Source organism: Pseudomonas sp. LPB0260, assembly GCF_013388395.1.
In genome coordinates this window covers 1,654,437-1,671,458 of the sequence record NZ_CP058247.1, presented here as the reverse complement: position 1 = coordinate 1,671,458, position 17,022 = coordinate 1,654,437, and the positions used below count along the sequence as shown (strand labels likewise).

Sequence of the window (17,022 nt, the reverse complement as noted above, 5' to 3'; positions counted from 1 at the left end):
CGGAAGTAGCGATGAACGATTGGCTCGACGAGATCAACTGGAACAGCGATGGCCTGGTGCCGGCGATCGCCCAGGACCACCAGACCGGCCGCGTGCTGATGATGGCCTGGATGAACCGCGAGGCCCTGGCCCTGACCGCCAGTGAGCAGCGCGCCATCTACTGGTCACGTTCGCGCGGCAAGCTGTGGCGCAAGGGCGAAGAGTCCGGCCATGTGCAGAAGCTGCATGAGCTGCGCCTGGACTGCGACGCCGACGTGATCATCCTCAAGGTCGAACAGTTGGGCGGCATCGCCTGCCACACCGGCCGCGAGAGCTGCTTCTACCGGGTGTTCGACAACGGCGCCTGGAAAACCGTCGATGCGGTGCTCAAAGACCCGCATGCCATCTACAGCGCAGGACACCGCCATGACTGACACCCTCAGCCGCCTGGCCGAAGTGCTGGAGGCGCGCAAGGGCGCCGCGGCCGACTCGTCCTATGTCGCCAGCCTCTACCACAAGGGCCTGAACAAGATTCTCGAGAAGGTCGGCGAGGAATCGGTGGAAACCATTCTCGCCGCCAAGGACGCGGCCGCCAGCGGCGACTGCAGCGAACTGATCTACGAGACCGCCGACCTGTGGTTCCACACCCTGGTCATGCTCGCCGCCCTCGGCCAGCATCCGCAGGCCGTGCTGGACGAACTGGACCGGCGCTTCGGCCTGTCCGGGCACGCGGAAAAAGCCGCGCGCCCGCAAACCTGATCACCCCACTTATTACGGAGTACGCATCATGGGATTCGGTGGCATTAGCATTTGGCAACTCCTGATCATCCTGCTGATCGTGGTCATGCTGTTCGGCACCAAGCGCCTCAAGGGCATGGGCTCCGACATCGGCGACGCGATCAAGGGCTTCCGCAAGTCGATGGGCAACACCGAGGAAGACAAGCCGGCGGTGGACGAGCACAAGGGACAGACCATCGACGCCCAGGCGCGCAAGGTCGAAGAGCCGGCGAAGAAAGACTAAGAGCCGACCATCATGTTCGACATAGGTTTTAGCGAGCTGCTGCTGATTGGCCTGGTGGCCCTGCTGGTGCTCGGCCCCGAGCGCCTGCCCGGCGCCGTGCGCACGGCCGGCCTGTGGATCGGCCGGATCAAGCGCAGCTTCAGCGCGATCAAGGCCGAGGTCGAACGCGAGATCGGCGCCGACGAGATCCGCCGCCAGCTGCACAACGAGCAGATCCTCGAGCTGGAGCGGGAAATGAAGGCGATGAAGCAGGACCTGCTCTCCCCCGGCGCGGCGACCAAGAGCGAGGCCCCCGCCGGCTCCGAAGCTCCGGCCAAGGCCGAGCAGCCCGCTGCGACCGCTGAGCCCGCCGCCAGCGCCCCGAAAGAACCCAGCCAGGATAAATCCGCACAACCATGAGCCGACTAACGGAAGGCGACCAGGAGATGCCCCTGGTCTCGCACCTGACCGAGCTGCGCACGCGCCTGCTGCGCAGCGTCGTCGCCGTTCTGGCGCTCTTTGCCGGGCTGTTCTATTTCTCCCAGGACATCTACGCCCTGGTCGCCGCACCGTTGCGGGCCTACCTGCCGGAAGGCGCGACGATGATCGCCACCGGCGTCGCCTCGCCCTTCCTGACCCCCTTCAAGCTGACCATGATGGTCGCCCTGTTCCTGTCGATGCCGATCATCCTGCATCAGATCTGGGGCTTTATCGCGCCGGGGCTGTACAAGCACGAGAAGCGCATCGCCGTGCCCTTGCTGATTTCCAGCATCCTGCTGTTCTACGGCGGCATGGCCTTCGCCTATTTCGTGGTGTTCCCGATCATGTTCGGCTTCTTCGCCAGCGTGACCCCGGAAGGGGTGGCGATGATGACCGATATCGGCCAGTACCTGGACTTCGTCCTGACCCTGTTCTTCGCCTTCGGCGTGGCTTTCGAGATCCCAGTGGCGACCTTCCTGCTGATCTGGGTCGGCATCGTCGAGGTCGACAGCCTGCGCAAGAGCCGCCCCTACGTCATCGTCGGCTGCTTCGCCGTGGGCATGGTGCTGACCCCGCCGGACATCTTCTCCCAGACCCTGCTGGCGCTGCCGATGTGGCTGCTGTTCGAGGCCGGGGTATTCTTCGGCAGCCTGGTCAAGCGCCGCGCCGAGCACGACGCGGAAACCGAGGACAACGCCGAGGCAGCGGCGAAATCCGAAGACCAGCCGCCCGCGCCGCAACCGTGAACCTGCTGCTGCTGGAAGACGGCGACTTCGTCGCCGCCGATCGCGTGCGCCTCAGCGGCCGGCGCCTCAAGCATCTGCATGAGGTGCACCGCGCCGAAGCCGGCGACAGCCTGCGAGTCGGTCGCCTGGACGGCCTGATGGGCCGTGGGCAGTTGCTCAGCCTCAGCGCCGATGCCGCCGAACTGCAGGTCGAGCTCGATCAGGCTCCGCCGGCCAAGCTGCCCCTGACCCTGCTGCTGGCCCTGCCGCGACCGAAGATGCTGCGCCGGGTGCTGCAGACGGTCAGCGCCATGGGCGTACCGCGACTGATCCTGCTGAACAGCTACCGGGTCGAGAAGAGCTTCTGGCAGACCCCCTTCCTCGAGCCTGCGGCCATCCGCGAGCAGCTGATCCTCGGCCTGGAGCAGGCACGCGACAGCGTGCTGCCCGAGGTGATCATCGAGAAACGCTTCAAACCCTTCGTCGAGGACCGCCTGCCGCAGCTGGCCGCCGGCAGCCTCGGCCTGGTCGGCCACCCCGGGCCCTATCCGGCCTGCCCGCGAGCCGTGAGCGAGGCCGTGACCCTGGCCATCGGCCCGGAAGGTGGCTGGATTCCCTACGAGGTGGAAAAGCTGCAACAGGCCGGCTTGCAGCCGGTGCAGCTCGGCGAACGCATCCTGCGCGTGGAAACGGCGGTCAGCGCCCTGCTCGCCCGCCTGTTCTGAAGGCCCGGCGCGGGGGCCGCGCCGCCCTAGGTCGATTCGCCGCCGCGCGCTTGCTGCCAATGCGCCGGCAGCACCTGGCCCTCCAGCCCCGGCGCCTCCTCCAGGCGCACAGCGCCCGGCGCCAAGGCCTCGCCGCATTCCGAGCAGACCAGCACACCGTGCATCTGCCGACCGCAGCCGCGGTGCACATGCCGTAGTGGCGGCCCCTCGGTGCCACTCATATGCCGGTCGCCCCAGTTGGCCAGCGCCAGCATCACCGGATACAGGTCCAGGCCCTTGGCGGTCAGCCGATACTCCTCGCGCAACGGCCGCTGCTGGTAGGCCTCCTTGCTCAGCAGCCCCGCCTCCACCAGCTTCTTCAGGCGGTCCGCCAGCACGTGCCGGGTAATCCCCAGGCGCTGCTCGAAGCCGTCGAAGCGGCGTATGCCGAGAAAGCACTCGCGCAGCACCAGCAACGTCCAGCGGTCGCCAATCACCGACAGGGCGCGGGCCAGCGAGCAGGATTGTTGATCGAGTTCTTCCCAGCGCATGCACGGGTCTCCAGCAAAGAATGGCTCACCATAGCTTGACAGGTTCCAAAATGGAATTGACTATGCCTGTCAGTTCCAAAAAAGAACCAAGGAGAACAGGCATGAGCGAACGCAAGGCAATCCTGGTCATGGGCGCCGGCGACGCCACAGGCGGTGCCATCGCCAGGCGCTTCGCCCGCGAGGGCTACATCGCCTGCGTCGCCCGCCGTCAAGGCGAGCAGTTGCAGCCGCTGGTCGACGCTATCGAGGCCGAGGGCGGCCAGGCCCGCGCCTTCGCCTGCGATGCCCGGGAGGAGGCGCAGGTGCTCGAGCTGTTCGCCACCATCGAGCGCGAGGTCGCGCCGCTGACGGTGGTGGTGTTCAACATCGGCGCCAACGTGCAGTTTTCCATCACCGATACCACCGAGCGGGTCTACCGCAAGGTCTGGGAGATGGCTGCCCTGGCCGGCTTCCTCACCGGCCGCGAGGCGGCCAGGGTCATGCTGCCGCGGGCTCGCGGGACCATCCTGTTCACCGGTGCCACCGCCTCCTTGCGCGGCCGCGCCAACTTCGCCGCCTTCGCCGGCGCCAAGTTCGCCCTGCGCGCCCTGGCCCAGAGCATGGCCCGGGAACTCGGCCCCCAGGGCATCCATGTCGCCCATCCGATCATCGACGGCGCCATCGACACAGCCTTCATCCGCGACAACTTTCCCGAGCTGTACCAACGCAAGGAACAGGACGGCATCCTCGAACCCGAGCACATTGCCGATACCTACTGGCAGATCCACTGTCAGCCGCGCGATTGCTGGGTCCACGAACTGGACCTGCGCCCCTGGACGGAAAATTTCTAGTGGCAGCCGCCTTGATACCAGCGCCGCACAGCAAAGCCCCTCCACCACCCCAACCCAAGACGCCACGAGGATCACCATGAGCAAATCGTTTGAGTTCTTCTTCGACTTCGGCAGCCCCGCCAGTTACCTGGCCTGGACCCAGCTGCCGCGAATTGCCGAACAGGCCGATGCGCAGATCCATTGGCGGCCCATGCTGCTCGGCGCGGTGTTCAAGGCCACCGGCAACATGCCGCCGATAAGTGTGCCGACCAAGGGCCGCTACATGCTCCAGGACCTCAACCGCTTCGCCGCGCGTTACGGGGTGCCGCTGGTGTTCAACCCGCACTTTCCGCTCAACTCCCTGCCGCTGATGCGCGGCGCCGTCGCTTATCTCGACACGCCCCGCTTCGACGCCTACATGAGCGCAATCTTCGAGGCGGTCTGGCAGCAGAAGAAGCACCTCGACAAGCCCGAGGTACTGGCCGAGGTGCTCGAAGCGGCCGGTTTCGACAGCGCCGAGTTCGCCCGTTTGATCGGTGAGGATTCGGTCAAGCAGCGGCTCAAGGCCAATACCGAGGAGGCGGTCGAGCGCGGCGTGTTCGGCGCACCGAGCTTCTTCGTCGGCGACACCCTGTACTTCGGCCAGGATCGCCTGGACTTCGTCGCCGAAGCGCTGGCGCGCGGCTGACCCGTCAGCGGCACGCGCCTATTGCCGCCCGGCGGCGGCAATAGGCGCCGAACGGCATGACAGCGCCCCGCTCGCGAGGCTATTGTCGGGGCAGGACCCGACTCGGAGCACACCACCATGCGCCCCCTGACCCTCGACCTAGCACGTATCGAACAGGCCCTGCTGAGCCAGGCCGAACTCGAGCACTACCTCGACCTGGCCACCGGCAGCGTGCTGAGCATCATCCCCGGCGACCCGCCTCCGGGCGCCGACGAGAAGTACGACGTGCAGCCGGATCGCTACCTGGCCATCGAGCCCCTGCCCCACGGCCAGGCCCTGGCCCTGCGCGAAGCCTTCCTGTTCGGCCTGCACGACCCGCACGCACATACCCTGCTGCGCCACGCCCTGGCCGGGCGCAAGCCATTGCGTACCTTCGACTACCAGCTGGAAGCGCTGCCGCGGGTGCGCGACGCCTGGCTGGCCTTTCAGGCCCAGCAGGTTCGCGAGCTGGCACTGGAGTGGCTGCAGGACAACGGCCTGGAGCGGGCCGCACATGCGCCCATCGATGAGCTCAGACCTCGAGGAGGAAGGTCACCGGCCCATCATTGACCAGGTGCACCTGCATCTCGGCGCCGAAACGCCCGGTGGCCACCTGCGGGTGCCTGGCACGAGCCTGTTCGACCAGCAACTCGAACAGGGCGGCGCCCTGGGCCGGCGGTGCGGCGCTGGAGAAGCTCGGCCGCAGGCCGCTCCTAGTATCGGCGGCCAGGGTGAACTGCGAGACCAGCAGCAGGCCGCCGCCGACGTCGCCGAGGGACAGGTTCATCTTGCCCTCGGCATCGCTGAACACCCGGTAGTTGAGCAGCTTGTGCAGCAGCTTGGCGACGCTTTCGGGGTTGTCCTGGGGCTCCACGCCGACCAGCGCCAGCAAGCCCTGGTCGATGGCCCCGACCACCTCGCCGGCGACCTCGACACGGGCGCCGCGCACCCGCTGGATCAGCGCCTTCATGCTTCGTCCGGCGACAGGTTGAGCAGGCGCCGGGCAATCTGGTTGGCCGCCCGCACCAGGGCGTCGGTGATACCGACCTCGGCCGCCGAGTGGCCGGCGTCGCGGATGATCTGCAGCTCGCTGTTGGGCCAGGCCTGGTGCAGCTCCCAGGCGTTGTCCAGGGGGCAGATCACGTCGTAGCGGCCATGCACGATGACCCCCGGCAGGTGGGCAATCTTCGGCATGTCGCGGATCAACTGGTCGGCCTCGAGGAAGGCGTTGTTGACGAAGTAGTGGCACTCGATGCGGGCGATCGACAGGGCGCGGTGCGCCTCGCTGAAGCGCTCGACCACCTGCGGGTTGGGCCGCAGGGTGGCGGTGCGCCCCTCCCAGCTCGACCAGGCCTTGGCCGCGTGCATCTGGGCGATCTGGTCGGAGCCGGTCAGGCGCTTGTAGAACGCCTGCATCAGGTTGCCACGCTCCTCGACCGGAATCGGCGCCAGGTAGTCCTGCCAGTAGTCGGGAAACAGGCGGCTGGCGCCCTCCTGGTAGAACCAGTGGAATTCCTGGGGACGACACAGGAAGATGCCGCGCAGGATCAGCGCATGCACGCGCTCGGGATGGGTCTGGGCGTAGGCCAGGGCCAGGGTCGAGCCCCAGGAGCCGCCGAACAGCACCCACTTGTCGATGCCCAGGTGCTCGCGGATGCGTTCCATGTCGGCGACCAGGTCCCAGGTGGTGTTCTTCTCCAGGCTCGCATGGGGCGTTGAGCGCCCGCAGCCACGCTGGTCGAAGGTGACGATGCGGTACAGGTTGGGATCGAAGAAGCGCCGGCTCATGGCATCACAACCGGCGCCGGGACCGCCGTGGATGAACACCACCGGCAGACCGTCCGGCGAGCCGCTCTCGTCCACGTAGAGCACGTGCGGCTCGTCCACCGCCAACTCGTGGCGGGCGTGGGGTTTGATCTCCGGATACAAAGTCTGCATGGCATGCTCCTGAATGTATGCGTACGGTGCGTTCCAGGCGTCGACGAGAGCGCTTCGCGTCCTCGGGGCGCTATGCTGCCGGGTCCCGCTCTGCCCCGCATCATAACCATGAAAAAGGAGTTCGGCATGCCGATACGGCGATTTGCCCTGGCTTTCCTGGCACTTTTGACTCTGCTCACCGGCTGCAGCGAGCGGGACGACCCGCAGGCCGCCCTAGAGGCCGCCGTGCAGCAGTTGCAGGACAACTTGGAGGCGAAGGACAAGGCGGCAGTGCTGGAGCAGCTGCACCCGCAGTTCTTTGCCCAGCAGCAGCACGACCGTGAATGGGCCAGGCGCACCATGGCCCTGCTGTTCCTGCGACACAAGCAGGTGCGGGTGCTGCCCGTGAGCCAGGACAGTTACCTGGATTCGACCTATAGCGAGAAGGGCCACACCGAGGCGCGCCTGGCCCTGAGCGGCGCAGACGGGCTGATACCGGACAGCGCGCGCTATTACGCGGTCAAGCTGGAGTGGTGGCGGGATGACGGTGAGTGGCGGCTGGCGCGGCTGAACTGGCAGTGAAACCGCCACGCAGCCTTGCGCTGCGTGACGGTCCGGCGTCTTAGAAGTCCCAGTTGAGGGACAGGTTGACGCCGTGCTGGCGATCGGTGGTGCCGCGGAACTGATAGGCCGCACGCAACTGCAGCTCCGAGCTCAGAGCATGGCTCACGCCCAGGCCAGCCAGGGTCTGGCCGCTGGCCGGGGTGTGGCCCTGCAGCTCGAAGCGGTTGCCGGCCACCGAGTTGAGGCCCATGCGCAGCTGCCGCGGATCGTCCTCTAACTCGCGCTCGCGGGCGACTTCGGCGAACACCTGGGTCGCCGGGCTCAGCTGGTAGTTCATCTGCAGACCCAGGCCCAGACGCATGCTGTCACGCTGCTGGTCGTCGTAGTTCAGGGCCGTGGAGCTCATGCCACGCTCGCGGTAACCATCCACATCGACCCGGGCGTAGTCGGCGCTGATGAACGGACTGACCCGCCAGCCGGTGCCGGCATTGGCCAGGTCATAGCCCAGACGCCCAGACAGCGCCCACAGCTGGCCATCGGTGTCGCCCTTCTCGCTGCGCTCGGCAATGCCCAGGGCGAACTGGCGGTTGAGGTCGCCGTAGTCGAGATGGCCCAGGCTCAGGCTGGTATCGGCCCACACCCGGCCATTCTGGTACTGGGCGAAGGCGCTGAGCAGGTAGCTGCTCAGGTCGTACTCGGAATCGGCCTCGCCGGCCTCCAGGCTCTGCTCCTGCAGGCCCAGGGCCAGGCCCAGGCGCCAGCTGTCATCCAGCCGGTAGCTGCCACCCAGGTTCAGGCCCAGGCCATGGCTGTCGCCGCTGGCCACCGCCGCACCTTCCTGGAACTGCTGACGCTGACCGCTGGCGGCGACGAAGCTGCGCCACTGGCCCACCGCCTGCCAGGCACCGCGATCGGCCTGCCACTCGCTGCGCAGCTGCTGCTGGTGACCGTTGAGGCTGGCCATGGCCATCTCCGGCAGCAGGGAAACCTGCCAGGGTGCCGAGAGGATCGAGTAGGTGTAGTCGGCGGTGATCTGCTGTACAGCGGCGGTCGGGTGCACGCCGTCGTTGAACAGCAACTTGTTAGGGTTGGGCGAGATCCCCCCCAAGCCCCAGGTCGGATCGGCGGTGCAACCGCTGCCGCTGAAGCAAACATCAGTCTGCGCGACCAGCGGGTCGAAGCCAAAGGCTACAAGATCAGCCTGCACTTCGCTCAACAGGCCACGGTAGTTCAGGCGAATGACGTTGCCGCCGAGGGCCGACAGCTGGGTGGCTAGCGCATCGTTGAACAGCGAAGCCCCATTGGAAAAGAACGCGCGCATCCCCGACGGGAAGCCTGGCTGGGGTTCAAGTCCGAAAGGGGTCATACCCACGTCCGGCAGATCGGAGACGATGATGGTGCGCGCACCGGCTCGTTGCAGGGCGACGACACCATCGACCAGATTTTTGGCCGCGACCGCCGCACTGGTCTGATCGGTTATGAAACCCTGCAACACATCATTACCGCCACCGTTGATGTAGTAGAGCGCGTTGGCATCGGCACGGCCGAATTCGGCTAGATAGCCAGACCGCGATCGGAGGACGGTGCCTGCGCCGGGCTGGCCCACCGGAACAATCGTTTCAGATGTGGTAGTGATGGAGCTGAGGATCTGGCCCGTACGGTAGCCACCCACCGCGTAGTTGGTGCCGTCTGGATTACCGGTAACTGGCTGCAACAGGTATGGCGTGGACGGCAGGGCCTGAAGGCCGAGATGGGCGCCCAGGCGCTGGGTCGAAACAGCAGCGAAGTATTCGGTGCTATTGAAATTAGGGCCAGTGCGGTTGGTAAATCGGTTGCCACCGTTCGGAAATGCCGGGCCGCCAGAGTCGGGAAACTGGCCGCTATCGCTCAGCGAGTCACCGAATATCACCAGCTGCGAATAGGGCATGGCGTGGGCCGCGGCAGGCAGCCCGGCGAGGAGTACTGCAGCGGTCAAAGCTTTGAGGGGAAAAGTCATGGCTACTCCGTCATGTTAGTTTGCCAGCAGGCAAGCACGGCAGAGTAGCCAGTCCACACAAAATAGACGCTCACCCAAATGGGCGATTAAAAAAACACCTGAGCCGACTCATTCAGCCCCTTAATGAATGAAAAGACAGGGCTGGTCACAGCCTCCCCTGAGCTAGCGCCACTTCCATGACGACCGAACCACCTCCGGGTCGAATCACCAGACTCTTTGCGTCAGACGGCCCCACGCGATGCTCGGGTGGGGCCGTCTGCCAGGGTTGCGGCGTGAAGCTGTTACCCCGGCAGCTCACTGCCGGGCATCGAACCCCGTGCACAGTTCGCCCTGCACCAGCTGTTCACGCATGAGCTTCGCGGCGCTGGCGATATCCGGCGCCAGCCAGCGGTCCTGGTCAAAAGCCGGTACGCGCTGACGCAGCAACTTCCAGGCGTAGCCGGTGCCTGCGCCAAAGCTGTGTTCCTTGAGGAACTCGAACGCCTGGCCCGCCAACAGGTACTCGATGGCGAGGATCTGCGCGCAATTGTCCAGCAACCGATGCAGTTTCAAGGCGGCATTGGTGCCCATGCTCAGATGGTCTTCCTGCAGTGCCGAGGTCACGAAGTTGTCGATCACCGCCGGCTGAGCGAGTTGGCGATTTTCCGCACACAGCGACGCGGAAACGTACTGAACGATCATCATCCCGTTGTTCACGCCCGGCTGGCTGACCAGAAACGCTGGCAGGCCACTGACCAGGGGGTTGATCAAGCGGTCCTGGCGACGTTCGGAGATGCTGCCGATCTCGGCCATGGCGATCGCCAGCAGGTCGGCGGCCATCGCCACCTGCTGGCCATGGGGGTTGGCCTGCATGACCACCCGATAGTCGTCCGGGGTGCCCAGCACCAGCGGGTTGTCATTCACCGAATTGAGCTCGGTCTCGATCTGCCGGGCCGCATGTGCCAGCTGGTCCCGACAGGCGCCATGCACCTGGGGAATGGACCTGATGCTCAGCGCGTCCTGGGTGCGGATACCCAGATTGCGGGCGACGACCTCACTGCCGGCGAGCAGCGCGCGCAGGTTGTTACCCACTGCCTGCATGCCGGCATGCGGCTTCAGCGCGATGATCTCCGGGTCGTAGGCGTTGATCTGCCCACCCAGGGCCTCGAAGCTCATGGCACCGACCACGTCGGCCCATTCGATCAGGCGAGTAGCGTCCGCCAGCGCCAGACAACTCAAGCCAGTCATGCAGGGCGGGCCGTTGACCAGACTGAGTCCGTCCTTGGCGCCGAGCAGCACGGGCGCCAGCCCCTCGGCCTCCAGGGCCTGGCTGGCGGGTACGATCTGTCCCTGGTAACTCACCTCGCCAATGCCCAGCAGGCTGATGCCAACGTGGGCCATATGGGTCAGGTAGCCCACCGAGCCCTGTGCCGGCACCAGCGGGGTGATGCCGCGATTGAGCAGGTCCAGCAGCGCCTGGACCAGATGCCGCTGCAGGCCGGACTTGCCCTGGCTGTAGTTGCTGATGGCCGCGCAGATGATCGCCCGGGTCTGCTCCTCGGTAAGGGCCGCGCCGACACCGCAGGCATGGCTGACCAGCGTGTTGTAGGACAGCGCGGACAGTTGCTCGTCCTGCAGGGTGACGTTGCACAGTGCGCCGAGGCCGGTATTGACGCCGTAGGCGCGCTCGCCACTGGCGACAATGCGCTCGACGATCGCGCGGGCGTTGTCGATCCGCGCCCAAGCCTGCTCCGACAGCTCGAGCGGCGCGCGGTGGCGAGCCACCGCGACCACGTCCTGCCAGCGCAGCGGCGCATCACCGATGACGACGCGCTCAACTGTCGAGAGCGCTAGGTTTGCTTCCGAGCCAAGGGTTTCAGCTGACGACATCTAAGAGGTTTCCTTCGAGAGAGGTCACGTGGCGCTGAACGAAACGGTCTACGTATTCGTCGGCGGGCTGGTAGAGAATTTCCTTGGGGGTTCCCACTTGAATGAGGCGGCCATCCTTGAGGATGGCGATGCGGTTGCCGATGCGCACCGCTTCGTCGAGATCGTGGGTGATGAAGACGATGGTCTTGTTCAGGCCTTTCTGCAGTTCCAGCAGCTGATCCTGCATTTCCGCGCGAATCAGCGGATCGAGGGCGCTGAACGCTTCATCCATCAGGATGATGTCGGTGTCCGCGGCCAGCGCGCGCGCCAGGCCGACGCGCTGGCGCATGCCCCCGGACAGCTGGTGCGGGTAGGACTTCTCGTAGCCCTTGAGGCCGACCATGGCAATCCAGTGCTGCGCCCGCTCGGCGCAGCGGGCCTTGCTCTCGCCCCGCACCTTGAGGCCATAGGCGACGTTGTCCAGCACGCTCTTGTGCGGCAGCAGGCCGAAGCTCTGGAACACCATGCTGATCTTCTCGCGGCGAAACTGCCGCAACGCGTTCAGGTCATAGCGCAGGATGTCCTGGCCATCGATCAGTATCTCGCCGCTGGTCGGGTCGATCAGCCGATTGAAATGGCGCACCAGGGTCGACTTGCCCGAACCGGACAAGCCCATGATGACGAAGATCTCCCCCGGCTCGATGGCCAGCGACAGATCGTTCACCCCGACCACGCAGTTTGTCGCGGCCAGCACCTGATCCTTGCTCTTGCCCTCGCGGATCATGGCCAGGGCCTCATCGGCCCGCGAACCGAAGATCTTGAAGACGTGGTTGACCACTATCTTGCTCATTGGCTCACCTCATGCCGGGAACGGCCGTAGGCCTGGGTGATGCGATCGATGACCACGGCGAGGATGACGATGGCCAGTCCGGCCTCCAGGCCCTTGCCGACGTTCAGCGTCTGGATTCCGACCAGCACGTCTTCGCCAAGGCCGCGGGCGCCGATCATCGAGGCGATCACCACCATCGACAGGGCCATCATGGTGGTCTGGTTGAGCCCTGCCATGATGCTGGGCAGCGCCAGGGGCAACTGCACGCCGAACAGCTGTTGCCAGCGGTTGGCACCGAACGCGTTGACCGCCTCCATGACCTCGCGGTCGACCTGGCGGATGCCCAGATCGGTGAGGCGGATCAGCGGCGGTGCGGCATAGATCACCGTGGCGAAGATGGCCGGCACCTTGCCCAGGCCGAACAGCATCAGCACCGGAATCAGGTACACGAAGCTGGGCATGGTCTGCATGATGTCGAGCAGCGGCATCAACACGGTACGCAGACGGTCGCTGCGGGCAGAGAGAATCCCCAGGGGTATGCCGATCAGGACCGCAATCAGCGTAGCCACCAGCATCAGCGCCAGGGTCTGCATCAGCTTGTCCCACAGCCCCACCGCGCCGACCAGGAACAGCAGGCCGACGATCACCAGCGTCGGCAGCGCCCGACGGGTCGCGTGCCAGGCGATGGCGGCAAAGATGCCGAGCATCAGCCACCAGGGCGTCGCGCGCAGGCAGCTCTCGAGATTGACGATGGCCCACAGGACCGAGTCCGAAATCTGCCGGAACACATCGCCGTAATTGACCACCAAGGCATCAACCCAATCATTGACCAGGTTGGCGATAGAGAAAGTGAATTGCTCGGGAAACATAGAGTGCTCTCGATCGATAGACTTGGGGTGGCTGCTCATGCAACCGCCGGGAGGACCACCCTGGCCCTCCCGGTTTCAGCTTACAAGCTCGCTTCGATCTTCTTCGCCGCCTCAGCGCTCACCCAGCGGTGCCAGATTCCCGGGTTCTCCTTGAGGAACGCCTTGGCCAGTTCGGGCGACTCGATGCGCTCCTTGGCCATCCGTCCGAGGTTCTGGTTGAGCAGATCGATCGGTACGTTCACCTGCTCGAGTACCGCGACCAGTTCCGGTGCCTGCTCGTGGAACTCCTTGGACAGGCCGATCTGGATGGAAATGCTGTGGGCATGGCCCGGCTCGTCCTCCAGCTTGACCAGATCCACCTGGCCCATCAGCGGGGTCGGCGACCAGTAATAGAACAGGATCGGCTCGCCGCGCTTGTAGCTGGAAAGCACTGCGGCATCCAGTGCCGGACCGGTGCCAGGACGGAAGTTGGTGAACTTGCTCTCCAGGCCCGAGTCCTGCAGCTTCTTGCTGTTTTCCTGCTCGCAGCTCCAGCCGGCCGGGCAGTTGTAGAAGCGGCCCTTGGCCGGCTCCTCAGGATCGCGGAACACCTCGGTGTACTGGGCCAGGTCGGCGACCTTCTTGAGGTTCGGGGCCTTCGCCTCCAATTTGCGCTTGGCGTCCCCCTCCACCAGGTAACGCGGCACATACCAACCCTCATCGGCGCCGACGATGGGCGCGCCGACGCCGACGACCTTGCCGGCCGCCGCGGCCTTGTTCCACACATCGCTGCGGCCCACCCACTCCTCGGCGAACACCTGGATGTCGTTGGTACTCAGGGCCTGCTCCATGGTGATGGAGTTGCCCGGCAAGCTGTCGGTCGTGCAGCCGTAGCCTTCCTTGAGAACGATCTGGATCACGTCGGTGAGCAGCATGCCACTCTCCCAGTTGAGTCCGGCGAACTTCACCGGCTTACCGGATTCGCACCAGCCGGCAGCCTGGGCGGATACCGACCCAGCCAGCAGGCCAAGAGACAGCAGGGTGCTCAGCAGCTTTTTCTTACTTCCCATAGCGACACTCCTAATGCGTGGTGTTTAACGGTGGTGCAAATGCAGGCCTTGAGCATGGGCAGAGGTGGCGCGCGCTGCCGCACACCCCTTTACTTGTACACACAAGCATATGCAAGCAGAAGGCCAACCCCGTCTCGCTGCGAAGGATTTCATCGACGCATCGCTGAAGAGCGCGAAAAATCTGGAGAAAGGTGACCGGTCAGTCACCAAAATGGAAGACATGCCCGGAGTAGTGAGCTGTTACCCGAGCACAGCGGCGCACAGATAGGGAGCGCCGCGGGCCCCAGGATGGGGCCCGAGGTAACAAGCCCCTCAGTCGAGGGCCGCGTCGATACGCCCGGCCACCTCGGCCGGCACCCAGGTCGACCAGATATCCCGGTGCTCGCGGAAGAACTGCCGACTGACCTCTTCCGCCTCGCTGCGCTGCTCGGACATCCGCGCCAGGATGCCGTTGAACAGCGGCAGGGGAATCTGCACCTTGTCGAACACCTGAACCAGTTCGGGCGCGCGCTCGTGGAAGTCGCGCGACAGGCCGATGGAGATCTTCGCCGGCAACGAACGGGTCCCCACGGGGTTGGGGTGATTGCCGTCGATCAGGGTCTCCCAGGCCTCGGGGTCGAACGGCGGCTCCTCCAGCTGCACCAGCTTGTAGCGGCCCATCAGCGGCGTCGGCGACCAGTAGTAGAAGAGGATCGGCTCCTGGCGGCGGATCGCCGAGCTGATCGCCGCATCCAGGGCCGGCCCGGCGCCGGTGCGGAAGTTCACGTAGCTGTCCTCCAGGCCATAGGCCTTGAGCTTCTGCGAGTTGACCACCGCGCAGGTCCAGCCGCTCGGGCAGTTGTAGAAGCGCCCCTTGCCGGGCTCCTCGGGGTCGCGGAACAGCGCCTTGTAGCGCGGCAGGTCGCTCACCGACTTGAGCCCGGCAGCCGGCGCGTCGGCGCCGCCGACCAGGTACTCCGGTACCCACCAGCCCTCGGTGGCGCCCTGCACCGGCTCGCCGACGGCGAACACCTCGCCGGCCGCTTCGGCCTTGCGCCACAGCTCGCTGCGCCCGGCCCATTGCTCGGCGATCACCTGCACATCGTTCTGCTTGAGTGCGTTCTCCATGGTCAGGGTATTGCCGGGCAGGGCGTCGGTCTGGCAGCCGTAGCCCTTCTCCAGCAGATCGCGCAGCACCTGGGTGGCGAACATGCCGCTTTCCCAGTTGAGCCCGGCAAACACCACGGTGCTGGGATAGGGGCAGGTGGCCGGGGCGGCGTGGGCCGGGGCGCCGAGCCATGCGGCCACCAGGGCCAGGAATGCAAGCAGGGGACGAAACAGCGGCATGGCGATCTCCAGGTCAACCGCGAAGGGTGCGTCGCGCCGGCTGCTGTTGAGCACCGGCGGCAGACGACTACCTAGGGTTTAGACCGGGGCGCGGCGTTTGCCCAGTTTTCCGCCGCCGCCCCGCGCCACCTCGCAGGCCCACGGCCGGAGCGGTTCGGCTAAGGCGCGATCTCGCCGTCCGCCACCCGCCAGATCAGCGCGTCGGTGTCGTAGCCCTGCTCGCGCGCCACCTGCAGCAGCTTGTCGCGCAGCGCCGGGTCGACCTGCGGACTGCGCGCCAGCAGCCACAGGTAGTCACGATCCGGATGGCCGACCAGGGCGGTTTGGTATGCGTCGTCCAGGTAGAGCACCCAGTACTCGCCCTTGGCCATGCCCGGCAGCAGGCGGCTGAACCAGTTGTCGAAGCGCACCCACAATTTGTCGGTATCACCTGCCACCTGCGGCACGGCCACGCCCTCGACCTGCTGCCACTCGCCCTCGCGGCTGCGGCAGCGATTGACCACCTGCAGGCTGCCGTCGGCCTGCAGGCCATAGTGCGCCTCGGACTGGGCGCAATTGCGCTGGAAGAACATCGGCAGACGCGCCAGCTCGTACCAGGTGCCCTGGTAGCGCTGCAGGTCGACCCGCTCGACGGTTTGCGGCGGCACCGGCCCGGTGCCCAAGTTGGCGCAGCCGGCCAGCAGCGCCACCATCAACAAGCCCAACAAGCCACGCATGTCGACCTCCCTACTTGAGCCCCTTGCCGGAGAACATCAGCACCTGGTCGCCGGCGAACTGCACGCTGATCATGCTCTTCTCGTCGCCCCAGGTGCAGCTGGTGATGCCCAGGGCGCCGGCGCATTCGCTCGGTGCGCCGAGCAGTTGCTCGACCTCGGGCTTGCTCATGCCGGCCTGCAGTTTCGAGTAATTGGCCTGATTGACCTTGTTGCAGGCGACCAGCAGCACACAGGCGGCGATCAGGGTGAGGGCGCGAAACGACATGCAGGGACTCCGCTGGATGGATGTTCGGGCCCGACTGAAGTGAGGCCCGTGATTCGCTCGGTTGGACGTCAGAAACGCGAGCCGGGTTCCTCGAGAAAGCGCAACTCTTCCTCGCTCGAGGGGCGACCGAGAATGGCGTTGCGGTGGGGGAAGCGGCCGAAGCGGGCGATGATCCGCTGATGCTGCTCGGCATAATCGAGGAAGCCGGCGAACAGCGTGCGCTCGGCGGCGGGCGCCGCATCGAGCAGTCGGCTGAAGCGCCGCAGCGCTTCGTCCTGCAGCAGCAGGTCTTCGGCGTGCTCCAGCACCAGGTAGACGAACACCCGCTGGATCGGCGCCAGCGCCGCCTCATGCGCGCCATCCAGGCGGTCCAGCACCAATTGGCGGGCGCGGGCGTCGCCGGCGAAGGCGCGGGGGCTGTCGCGATGGATCATCCGCGGCAGCTGGTCGAGCAGCAGGACCAGGGCCAGCCAGCCTTCGGCCTGCTCGGTCCAGTCGGCGAGCTCGCCGGCCAGGGCCTGTTCGACCAGGGCGCCGAAGCGCTCGCGGGCCTCGGCATCCTGGCTGTCGCGCTTGCCAAACCACAGGCCGTTACGCGCCGCGGCCACCTCCCCCGCCGTCGTCAGGGGGCCGAACCACCAATCGAGCAAGGGCTGCCAGGGTGCGCTCATCGCCGCTCCTCTCGTGGG

22 protein-coding genes are annotated in these 17,022 nt (G+C 65.9%); 10 read left to right on the top strand and 12 right to left on the bottom strand.

The window, feature by feature from the left end:
- Window positions 1-11: 11 nt before the first annotated feature.
- From hisI to LPB260_RS07335, 6 genes are read left to right on the top strand one after another with little or no spacing between them, the layout of a single operon-like run.
- A complete protein-coding gene (gene hisI, locus LPB260_RS07360; protein WP_208708045.1) occupies window positions 12-413 on the top strand; it encodes a phosphoribosyl-AMP cyclohydrolase in 402 nt (133 codons plus the stop codon).
- Window positions 406-738, top strand: a complete 333-nt coding sequence (locus LPB260_RS07355) for a phosphoribosyl-ATP diphosphatase (protein ID WP_208708044.1) — start codon at window positions 406-408, stop codon at window positions 736-738. The genes hisI and LPB260_RS07355 overlap by 8 nt, the downstream gene beginning before the upstream one ends.
- Before the next feature lie 28 nt (window positions 739-766).
- The gene (gene tatA / locus LPB260_RS07350) at window positions 767-1,000 is read left to right on the top strand and encodes a twin-arginine translocase TatA/TatE family subunit (protein WP_208708043.1); all 234 of its coding nucleotides are present in this window, start codon (window positions 767-769) and stop codon (window positions 998-1,000) included.
- 12 nt (window positions 1,001-1,012) lie between these two features.
- Window positions 1,013-1,399, top strand: a complete 387-nt coding sequence (gene tatB / locus LPB260_RS07345; RefSeq protein ID WP_208708042.1) for a Sec-independent protein translocase protein TatB — start codon at window positions 1,013-1,015, stop codon at window positions 1,397-1,399.
- A complete protein-coding gene (gene tatC / locus LPB260_RS07340) occupies window positions 1,396-2,205 on the top strand; it encodes a twin-arginine translocase subunit TatC (protein WP_208708041.1) in 810 nt (269 codons plus the stop codon). The genes tatB and tatC overlap by 4 nt, the downstream gene beginning before the upstream one ends.
- Window positions 2,202-2,909 (top strand): 16S rRNA (uracil(1498)-N(3))-methyltransferase, encoded by a 708-nt coding sequence (locus LPB260_RS07335; protein WP_208708040.1) that lies wholly within the window; start codon window positions 2,202-2,204, stop codon window positions 2,907-2,909. Before tatC ends, LPB260_RS07335 begins: the two co-directional genes overlap by 4 nt.
- A 26-nt stretch (window positions 2,910-2,935) precedes the next feature.
- On the opposite strand, the gene LPB260_RS07330 is transcribed toward LPB260_RS07335, so the two are convergent.
- On the bottom strand, window positions 2,936-3,439 hold the full coding sequence (locus LPB260_RS07330; RefSeq protein WP_208708039.1) for a helix-turn-helix domain-containing protein: 504 nt from the start codon (window positions 3,437-3,439) through the stop codon (window positions 2,936-2,938).
- A gap of 101 nt (window positions 3,440-3,540) precedes the next feature.
- Here LPB260_RS07330 and LPB260_RS07325 point away from each other — a divergent pair, with 101 nt between their 5' ends.
- The 3 genes from LPB260_RS07325 (at window position 3,541) to LPB260_RS07315 (ending at window position 5,524) form a co-directional block, all read left to right on the top strand.
- Window positions 3,541-4,269, top strand: a complete 729-nt coding sequence (locus LPB260_RS07325) for an SDR family oxidoreductase (protein WP_208708038.1) — start codon at window positions 3,541-3,543, stop codon at window positions 4,267-4,269.
- Window positions 4,270-4,345: 76 nt separating this feature from the next.
- A complete protein-coding gene (locus LPB260_RS07320; protein ID WP_208708037.1) occupies window positions 4,346-4,936 on the top strand; it encodes a 2-hydroxychromene-2-carboxylate isomerase in 591 nt (196 codons plus the stop codon).
- A 117-nt stretch (window positions 4,937-5,053) separates the two neighbouring features.
- Complete coding sequence (locus LPB260_RS07315; protein ID WP_208708036.1) at window positions 5,054-5,524, top strand: UPF0158 family protein; 471 nt, start codon at window positions 5,054-5,056, stop codon at window positions 5,522-5,524.
- Here the strand turns inward: LPB260_RS07315 and dtd are convergent.
- Window positions 5,487-5,924, bottom strand: a complete 438-nt coding sequence (gene dtd / locus LPB260_RS07310) for a D-aminoacyl-tRNA deacylase (protein ID WP_208708035.1) — start codon at window positions 5,922-5,924, stop codon at window positions 5,487-5,489. The two genes, LPB260_RS07315 and dtd, sit on opposite strands and share 38 nt — an antisense overlap.
- Window positions 5,921-6,892 (bottom strand): prolyl aminopeptidase, encoded by a 972-nt coding sequence (gene pip, locus LPB260_RS07305; RefSeq protein ID WP_208708034.1) that lies wholly within the window; start codon window positions 6,890-6,892, stop codon window positions 5,921-5,923. Before pip ends, dtd begins: the two co-directional genes overlap by 4 nt.
- 126 nt (window positions 6,893-7,018) lie before the next feature.
- Here pip and LPB260_RS07300 point away from each other — a divergent pair, with 126 nt between their 5' ends.
- Entirely contained in the window at window positions 7,019-7,453 is a 435-nt protein-coding gene (locus tag LPB260_RS07300) for a hypothetical protein (protein WP_208708033.1), read from the top strand.
- Window positions 7,454-7,493: 40 nt separating this feature from the next.
- On the opposite strand, the gene LPB260_RS07295 is transcribed toward LPB260_RS07300, so the two are convergent.
- The 9 genes from LPB260_RS07295 to LPB260_RS07255 all read right to left on the bottom strand — a co-directional run bounded on the left by LPB260_RS07295 (window position 7,494) and on the right by LPB260_RS07255 (window position 17,004).
- Window positions 7,494-9,431 (bottom strand): autotransporter domain-containing protein, encoded by a 1,938-nt coding sequence (locus LPB260_RS07295; protein WP_208708032.1) that lies wholly within the window; start codon window positions 9,429-9,431, stop codon window positions 7,494-7,496.
- Window positions 9,432-9,725: 294 nt separating this feature from the next.
- Window positions 9,726-11,300: a histidine ammonia-lyase gene (gene hutH, locus LPB260_RS07290; protein WP_208708031.1), complete on the bottom strand. Its 1,575-nt coding sequence runs from the start codon at window positions 11,298-11,300 to the stop codon at window positions 9,726-9,728.
- Entirely contained in the window at window positions 11,287-12,129 is an 843-nt protein-coding gene (locus tag LPB260_RS07285) for a glycine betaine/L-proline ABC transporter ATP-binding protein (protein WP_208708030.1), read from the bottom strand. Before LPB260_RS07285 ends, hutH begins: the two co-directional genes overlap by 14 nt.
- A complete protein-coding gene (locus LPB260_RS07280; protein WP_208708029.1) occupies window positions 12,126-12,977 on the bottom strand; it encodes a proline/glycine betaine ABC transporter permease in 852 nt (283 codons plus the stop codon). The genes LPB260_RS07285 and LPB260_RS07280 overlap by 4 nt, the downstream gene beginning before the upstream one ends.
- 80 nt (window positions 12,978-13,057) lie before the next feature.
- Window positions 13,058-14,026, bottom strand: a complete 969-nt coding sequence (locus tag LPB260_RS07275; protein WP_208708028.1) for an ABC transporter substrate-binding protein — start codon at window positions 14,024-14,026, stop codon at window positions 13,058-13,060.
- A gap of 312 nt (window positions 14,027-14,338) precedes the next feature.
- Window positions 14,339-15,352 carry an ABC transporter substrate-binding protein gene (locus LPB260_RS07270; protein WP_208708027.1) on the bottom strand — a complete coding sequence of 338 codons (1,014 nt, stop codon included), beginning with the start codon at window positions 15,350-15,352 and terminating at the stop codon, window positions 14,339-14,341.
- Between the two features lie 158 nt (window positions 15,353-15,510).
- Window positions 15,511-16,068: a lipocalin family protein gene (locus LPB260_RS07265; protein WP_208708026.1), complete on the bottom strand. Its 558-nt coding sequence runs from the start codon at window positions 16,066-16,068 to the stop codon at window positions 15,511-15,513.
- A 10-nt stretch (window positions 16,069-16,078) separates the two neighbouring features.
- On the bottom strand, window positions 16,079-16,333 hold the full coding sequence (gene bamE, locus LPB260_RS07260) for an outer membrane protein assembly factor BamE (protein ID WP_208708025.1): 255 nt from the start codon (window positions 16,331-16,333) through the stop codon (window positions 16,079-16,081).
- Window positions 16,334-16,401: 68 nt separating this feature from the next.
- Complete coding sequence (locus LPB260_RS07255) at window positions 16,402-17,004, bottom strand: DUF924 family protein (RefSeq protein ID WP_208708024.1); 603 nt, start codon at window positions 17,002-17,004, stop codon at window positions 16,402-16,404.
- Between the last annotated feature and the right edge of the window lie 18 nt (window positions 17,005-17,022).

Excerpts from the sequence above, each read along its gene's own strand:
- hisI (WP_208708045.1), top strand. The coding sequence starts at position 12 with ATGAACGATTGGCTCGACGAGATCAACTGGAACAGCGATGGCCTGGTG.
- LPB260_RS07355 (WP_208708044.1), top strand. The coding sequence starts at position 406 with ATGACTGACACCCTCAGCCGCCTGGCCGAAGTGCTGGAGGCGCGCAAG.
- tatA (WP_208708043.1), top strand. The coding sequence starts at position 767 with ATGGGATTCGGTGGCATTAGCATTTGGCAACTCCTGATCATCCTGCTG.
- tatB (WP_208708042.1), top strand. The coding sequence starts at position 1,013 with ATGTTCGACATAGGTTTTAGCGAGCTGCTGCTGATTGGCCTGGTGGCC.
- tatC (WP_208708041.1), top strand. The coding sequence starts at position 1,396 with ATGAGCCGACTAACGGAAGGCGACCAGGAGATGCCCCTGGTCTCGCAC.
- LPB260_RS07330 (WP_208708039.1), bottom strand. The coding sequence starts at position 3,439 with ATGCGCTGGGAAGAACTCGATCAACAATCCTGCTCGCTGGCCCGCGCC.
- LPB260_RS07325 (WP_208708038.1), top strand. The coding sequence starts at position 3,541 with ATGAGCGAACGCAAGGCAATCCTGGTCATGGGCGCCGGCGACGCCACA.
- LPB260_RS07320 (WP_208708037.1), top strand. The coding sequence starts at position 4,346 with ATGAGCAAATCGTTTGAGTTCTTCTTCGACTTCGGCAGCCCCGCCAGT.
- LPB260_RS07315 (WP_208708036.1), top strand. The coding sequence starts at position 5,054 with ATGCGCCCCCTGACCCTCGACCTAGCACGTATCGAACAGGCCCTGCTG.
- dtd (WP_208708035.1), bottom strand. The coding sequence starts at position 5,924 with ATGAAGGCGCTGATCCAGCGGGTGCGCGGCGCCCGTGTCGAGGTCGCC.
- pip (WP_208708034.1), bottom strand. The coding sequence starts at position 6,892 with ATGCAGACTTTGTATCCGGAGATCAAACCCCACGCCCGCCACGAGTTG.
- LPB260_RS07300 (WP_208708033.1), top strand. The coding sequence starts at position 7,019 with ATGCCGATACGGCGATTTGCCCTGGCTTTCCTGGCACTTTTGACTCTG.
- LPB260_RS07295 (WP_208708032.1), bottom strand. The coding sequence starts at position 9,431 with ATGACTTTTCCCCTCAAAGCTTTGACCGCTGCAGTACTCCTCGCCGGG.
- hutH (WP_208708031.1), bottom strand. The coding sequence starts at position 11,300 with ATGTCGTCAGCTGAAACCCTTGGCTCGGAAGCAAACCTAGCGCTCTCG.
- LPB260_RS07285 (WP_208708030.1), bottom strand. The coding sequence starts at position 12,129 with ATGAGCAAGATAGTGGTCAACCACGTCTTCAAGATCTTCGGTTCGCGG.
- LPB260_RS07280 (WP_208708029.1), bottom strand. The coding sequence starts at position 12,977 with ATGTTTCCCGAGCAATTCACTTTCTCTATCGCCAACCTGGTCAATGAT.
- LPB260_RS07275 (WP_208708028.1), bottom strand. The coding sequence starts at position 14,026 with ATGGGAAGTAAGAAAAAGCTGCTGAGCACCCTGCTGTCTCTTGGCCTG.
- LPB260_RS07270 (WP_208708027.1), bottom strand. The coding sequence starts at position 15,352 with ATGCCGCTGTTTCGTCCCCTGCTTGCATTCCTGGCCCTGGTGGCCGCA.
- LPB260_RS07265 (WP_208708026.1), bottom strand. The coding sequence starts at position 16,068 with ATGCGTGGCTTGTTGGGCTTGTTGATGGTGGCGCTGCTGGCCGGCTGC.
- bamE (WP_208708025.1), bottom strand. The coding sequence starts at position 16,333 with ATGTCGTTTCGCGCCCTCACCCTGATCGCCGCCTGTGTGCTGCTGGTC.
- LPB260_RS07255 (WP_208708024.1), bottom strand. The coding sequence starts at position 17,004 with ATGAGCGCACCCTGGCAGCCCTTGCTCGATTGGTGGTTCGGCCCCCTG.